At 38.5% G+C, this 5,137-nt stretch carries 12 protein-coding genes; 1 reads left to right on the forward strand and 11 read right to left on the reverse strand.

Annotated features, from left to right (window positions below; translation table 11 throughout):
• From VIO64_RS22855 to VIO64_RS22890, 8 genes are all read right to left on the reverse strand, one after another.
• A partial coding sequence (locus VIO64_RS22855) for a hypothetical protein (RefSeq protein ID WP_331922062.1) occupies positions 1 to 335 on the reverse strand: 335 nt, incomplete at its 3' end.
• Positions 328 to 480 (reverse strand): hypothetical protein, encoded by a 153-nt coding sequence (locus VIO64_RS22860; RefSeq protein WP_331922063.1) that lies wholly within the window; start codon positions 478 to 480, stop codon positions 328 to 330. The genes VIO64_RS22860 and VIO64_RS22855, both read right to left, overlap by 8 nt.
• Complete coding sequence (locus tag VIO64_RS22865) at positions 477 to 1,187, reverse strand: hypothetical protein (RefSeq protein ID WP_331922064.1); 711 nt, start codon at positions 1,185 to 1,187, stop codon at positions 477 to 479. The genes VIO64_RS22860 and VIO64_RS22865 overlap by 4 nt, the downstream gene beginning before the upstream one ends.
• Positions 1,187 to 1,975, reverse strand: coding sequence for a hypothetical protein (locus tag VIO64_RS22870; RefSeq protein ID WP_331922065.1), 789 nt, complete (start codon positions 1,973 to 1,975; stop codon positions 1,187 to 1,189). The genes VIO64_RS22865 and VIO64_RS22870 overlap by 1 nt, the downstream gene beginning before the upstream one ends.
• The gene (locus VIO64_RS22875) at positions 1,960 to 2,109 is read right to left on the reverse strand and encodes a hypothetical protein (protein ID WP_331922066.1); all 150 of its coding nucleotides are present in this window, start codon (positions 2,107 to 2,109) and stop codon (positions 1,960 to 1,962) included. Before VIO64_RS22875 ends, VIO64_RS22870 begins: the two co-directional genes overlap by 16 nt.
• 1 nt (position 2,110) lies before the next feature.
• Positions 2,111 to 2,305, reverse strand: a complete 195-nt coding sequence (locus tag VIO64_RS22880; RefSeq protein WP_331922067.1) for a hypothetical protein — start codon at positions 2,303 to 2,305, stop codon at positions 2,111 to 2,113.
• Positions 2,306 to 2,334: 29 nt separating this feature from the next.
• Entirely contained in the window at positions 2,335 to 3,018 is a 684-nt protein-coding gene (locus VIO64_RS22885) for a hypothetical protein (RefSeq protein ID WP_331922068.1), read from the reverse strand.
• 170 nt (positions 3,019 to 3,188) lie between these two features.
• On the reverse strand, positions 3,189 to 3,368 hold the full coding sequence (locus VIO64_RS22890; protein WP_331922069.1) for a hypothetical protein: 180 nt from the start codon (positions 3,366 to 3,368) through the stop codon (positions 3,189 to 3,191).
• 189 nt (positions 3,369 to 3,557) lie between these two features.
• Here VIO64_RS22890 and VIO64_RS22895 point away from each other — a divergent pair, with 189 nt between their 5' ends.
• Positions 3,558 to 3,737 (forward strand): hypothetical protein, encoded by a 180-nt coding sequence (locus VIO64_RS22895; protein ID WP_331922070.1) that lies wholly within the window; start codon positions 3,558 to 3,560, stop codon positions 3,735 to 3,737.
• A gap of 182 nt (positions 3,738 to 3,919) precedes the next feature.
• On the opposite strand, the gene VIO64_RS22900 is transcribed toward VIO64_RS22895, so the two are convergent.
• The 3 genes from VIO64_RS22900 to VIO64_RS22910 all read right to left on the reverse strand — a co-directional run.
• Positions 3,920 to 4,276, reverse strand: a complete 357-nt coding sequence (locus VIO64_RS22900; protein ID WP_331922071.1) for a hypothetical protein — start codon at positions 4,274 to 4,276, stop codon at positions 3,920 to 3,922.
• 201 nt (positions 4,277 to 4,477) lie between these two features.
• Positions 4,478 to 4,900 carry a hypothetical protein gene (locus tag VIO64_RS22905; protein WP_331922072.1) on the reverse strand — a complete coding sequence of 141 codons (423 nt, stop codon included), beginning with the start codon at positions 4,898 to 4,900 and terminating at the stop codon, positions 4,478 to 4,480.
• Positions 4,901 to 4,923: 23 nt separating this feature from the next.
• A partial coding sequence (locus tag VIO64_RS22910; RefSeq protein ID WP_331922073.1) for a hypothetical protein occupies positions 4,924 to 5,137 on the reverse strand: 214 nt, incomplete at its 5' end.

Raw genomic sequence — 5,137 nt, forward strand, 5'->3', positions numbered from 1 at the left:
CAGAACCAATTTCCCAAGTCCTCTATATTTGCTCCGTGCTTTATCCCTCCTATCCTGAGAAACGTTCCTTTTTTCGGGTCTCTGTTGTTTGGCGTTAATACTATCTCTGATACTTTGTAATCCTCCATTAACGCCGCTTGCTGATATTCCTTTCTGCAAGGATTTCCTGATAAGTCATTAACTGCCTTGAATAGTTCTATTCCGTGTCCATTTGCTACATTTGCCATTACCCAAGTGTATAACAGCAATGCCTTATCATCACCTATGTCTAGGTTATTAAACCTTCCATAGTAGCTTTTTTCGTCATTAAATATCCTTATAAGATATTTATTCATTCTCTTTTACCTCTATTTTATACCCTTCCTTTTTCCAGTTTCTGAATCTCTTTATGATTTCTTTTATAAACCCATAAATTGTTACTCCTGCCGTCCAAAATTCCTGTATTGCCAGAAACATTCTTTCCATTTCATTCAATGTCATCTTGGACCTCCTAAATTTGACATCCATTGTGGTAGCAATTCTCTTAACCATTCTGTTGTCCATTCATCATTTTCTGTTGCTCCTATTGACTTAAAACCCCATAATTTCGAAGGATCTATTCCTGCTTCCCCTGTATCTGTTGTTTTTATCAATTCCTGTGAATTTTTCGCCAGCCCTTCTTCTTCCCCCGTCATCAACTCTCCCCATTTCCTTATAAATACTGAAGGTGATATTGCTGGCATCCATACATATCCTGTTAGTCGCCAAGTTGCATCCAGGCAATTTATTGTATTCATTCCTCCTGGTGGTATTACCACTTCCACGCTGGCCCCTTCTTTATGCCAAGATATTATCCCGCTATTATCCCGACTCCACCCTATGCATCTGTTACTCCATACTTGTTCGCTTACAGTGAAGTAATTTGTTGTTAATTGCCCTGGAAATATCTCCCCTCCTGATGGGCTTACAAACGCTTCTTGATTAATTGTTACTGCTACTCCACCGTATTGCTGTAGATAATCAAACGCAAATTTTATCCCTATTGGCGCTGAACCTCTATATACACTATCCTTCATCAATAATGTATTTGTATTTGTTTTCTCTGCGTAATTACTTAACATTTGAGCCATCATACATTTATTCAGGTATCCATCTTTTATTTGTGTATAATGACTCATTTTATCTAAATATGGTGTCCAATAATACATTACTTGGGACCTCCCATTTTACTATTCCACTCAGGCAATAGTATTTTCCACCATTGCGACACCCATTCATCATTCACATTTGACCCTGATGATTTGAATCCGAACATCTTTGTAAAATCCATTCCATATATCGTTGAATATTGTGGATATAATTTCATTTTTGTGCTTAAATCTGAATTTCCTTGCTCTGTAAAGTTAAACAAGTAATTGAACCACGCCAATTCTGATTTTTTCGGCGCCATTACCCAGAAACTTACATCTATTTCCATTAATGTATTTGTGAATGTTTCACTATCTTTCTCTAAGTATCCTCCCCACCACCCATTCTGAGGTATTGCCTCGAACGAACAACTTCTTTCATCTACTGTTTGTTTCATTCCTCCATTATCATCTATTGCTACTGTTATCTTTCTCTTTACTTTCAGCATATGCCCTACTGCAGCCCCTCCATATTGGGGATAATAGAACATATCCTGCTTATGCATTTTTTGTGTTCCTGCTGGCTGTGTTTCTGCTTCTTCGTAGTAATTATCTACCACCGCATTTTGCCACATAAATTCTCTATACTTTTCTTCCAAATATGCCTTTATCTGCTTCATTTCCATTTTCTTATCTATTATTTGATTTGCACAAATAGTTGTCATTCCTGTGAATATCTCATCTACTCTACTTTTCACTGTATCTAGCTCTGTCTGCAGAGTATCAACTTTCACATTTAATGCTCCGAACTCTTGAACAAACCATGGCCCCGCACTTGACCACCACCCAGCTATTAAACAGACCGACATACGTTTATTACTATCTCTCTTTCTGTTGCGTGAATTATCCTGTAGTTATACCCTTCCTTCACCATTTCCGACGCTTCCTGCACTACCTTTTTTAATGTCTTCTCCATTTCTTCTTTTTCTTTATCACTCATCATATCAGTGTATTACCTCCACTTCATCCTGCCTTAAATCAAGGAATTTTCCCTTCTGGTCATATGCCTTTATCCTTGTTTCCAGCTTTTTTGTGGCTGTATCGTATACAAACACGAATCCCACCAGAAAATATATATTTCCTGATGGGATTCCTTTCACTATTCCACTTATTGCTTGTGTTGTTATTACTTCTGCCATTTTTCCCTCGAATTATTTCTTTAGAAAATCTATTCGAGGCATACCCAAACTTCTCCTTTTTTTTCTTCGAAATAATTTTCTATTTCCTTTTCGAGTCCTTTATTTGTTCTGAACATTCTCCTTCCTCTTCTCATATTTTTATCCTTTGTCAAATACTTTGACAAATATCCGCTGGCCCCTATATCTCCTTTTCTCGCATTAACGTGGGCCCCTTTTATTCCAGTTATTTCCCACCACATCGGCCTTAATTCTTCTACATCATACCATTCATTACATAGCAGATGTATGTGTAGTTTATTTCCCTTCTCCCCTACCTCTATCACTTGCACATATTGTGAACGAAATATCCTTCCTAATTCCTGCGCCCACCCCGAAAATTCTTCCCAGTCATCCATTTCCCTATCTGTCCCGAATACCCAGTGAAAGATTCCTTTGTGTCCATTCTTTTTATCCATACTGTAATCCACAAACGCTTTTACCTTATTTCTAATTCTGCTCCTCTGCGGGTCTCCTTTTCCCTTTATAAAGGTCTTTATTTCTCCCGTTAATGTATTTGTAACTCTAAATCTCTTCAAAGTCGCCTTACATTTATTTGACGAAGACGACTCCTCCACCGCCTGTTGCTCTGCGGAAAACCGAATGTCGCCAAATATATATTTGTCTAATACTCCGACTTCCTGTTCGTGTATGTTTGATACTTCCACTTTTTCCAACTTTGTTTTTTCTATCCTTTCAGCGTTATTTTTTTCAGCCCTTTCTTTCCTTGCCGTTAAGCCATTTCTCGATTAGCGCCCTGGTTAATACCTACCTGCCCATTTTTACCTAACCCCCCCTAAAACACCCCTTTTTGTGGCAACATGGGCCATTTCCTATAACCACGCCATTATTCATCATCTGCTTCACAACCCCTTATAACTACGCCATCTTCTGATGTTCCTGTTTCCCCGTTTCTTCCAAGTTCCACAAAGAACCCTATGAACTCTCCATCCATCTGCAATTCTTTTATCTTTGAATCCATTATCCCGCTTTTCTTCATTTCCACCAGAGTATTTATAAAATCCAAGTTTTCACCTCCCTCCAGAAAAACGACTTAGGCACAAGTAGTAAACCTAACAAGACCACATCCAAAACTTCTTCAGCTTTTCTTAGTTTTCCTTGAGAAAATAATTTCGTTTTTTCTTTTTTCCTCCCTTTACTTTTTATATTAATTATATTATATTATTATTACTTTATCAATATTACAGGAGGACCTATGAGCGAAAACATTATGACTCTTATTGACCTTCAGAAAGCATGTTTCAAGAATCTTCAAACTCTCAAAAAAATCAAAAACACTAATGCAATTTCTCAACAGATTGAAACCGCTAAAACCTCTCTTCTTGATGCTATTTCCATTCTCAATAAAAAAATATCTGAAAATTCCGAAATTTAAAGGAATATCCCCTCCCCTATCGAAAATACTTTCTATCATTCAATAGGAGGTATTTTTTTATGTCAAATGTTAGACTCTTGAATCTTACCTGGAAACAAAGTGATGAATATTCCTCTCCTGGTATCGACATTATTTCTTTATCCGATGTGGACAAAAAAACTCTCAGCAATGCCCTGAATATCTCAATATGTGATGATTCCACTATTGAGAAATCTACTTCCGAAATACTCAACGTCATCGAGCAAAACCCCACTGATGGCATTATCATTAACATTCACAATCCCGTCAACCTCACCGTAGCCCGAGAGCTTGCCAAAACAAAAAAATCTGTCTTCCTTCCTTTCTATGTAAAGGAAACAAAATACGCCACTATGAACGGAAGGAAAGTTTTCTATTCTGAACCCAAGTTCTCTTCTCTGCAAGAAATTACCAGATACTTCCTTCCTGCCGTTTAAAAACCTTAGCATTTTACTTCTGTCCGCAGGACAGCCTACTTCCTGGAACTCGTGAATAAATTCACAACTTCCAGGAAGTTTCATTTTTCAGGACCCTTCAGAAGGTCTGAGGTGTCCTTTAATTACCCTCATATTTCCGGCCTGGTTTCATCTATCCTACCCACCTTCCTTTATATGCACCGCCTGCACGAGCCTCCCGCCTGCACCTTATTTTTCTTTGCTTCGCTGTAAATAAAAAAAAGAGAGAAGATTGCTCCTCCCTCTTTTTAAGGCGTGAGGTGTTCTTTAGTATGGACCTCCTGCAATGACATTCTTGCCAAGAACCTTCTGGTCAAGAACCTTTGTCATAGCATTTCCTGCATCATCGGTTACACCGAGTGTTGAGATTGAAGAAAGGTCGGCACCGCACTTACATCCTGGTATTGTAAGAAATACCTTCTTTTTCGGATTGCCTGTCATATGCAGAATCATCTGCTTATCTTCTGTATCCGTTATGTTCGCTGGTGTCTGTATCTCCCCTTCCTGTCCTTCAAGAACCACTCTTGTGATTCCTACCTGCGCTTCATTGGCCAGTTTTGATTCAAGCCACGTTGCAAATGCCTGCGCTGCTGTATCGTCTGCAAGATAGCACGACACGAACGGATACTGAATCAGTCTTCCAACTCTCACCTTTGATTTGATAGGGAAATTGTATCTCACTGATGGCATTATTTTTCACCTCCTTTCCTTTTTTAATATCTCACTATTCTTTCATTTTTCTTCAAAACTTTTGTCATTAAGTCCCCATCGTCGTTACATAGGAACCAGAACCAATTTCCCAAGTCCTCTATATTTGCTCCGTGCTTTATCCCTCCTATCCTGAGAAACGTTCCTTTTTTCGGGTCTCTGTTGTTTGGCGTTAATACTATCTCTGATACTTTGTAATCCTCCATTAACGCCGCTTGC

Origin of the sequence: Pseudobacteroides sp., assembly GCF_036567765.1 — a bacterium.
Classification (GTDB): Bacteria; Bacillota; Clostridia; order Acetivibrionales; family DSM-2933; genus Pseudobacteroides.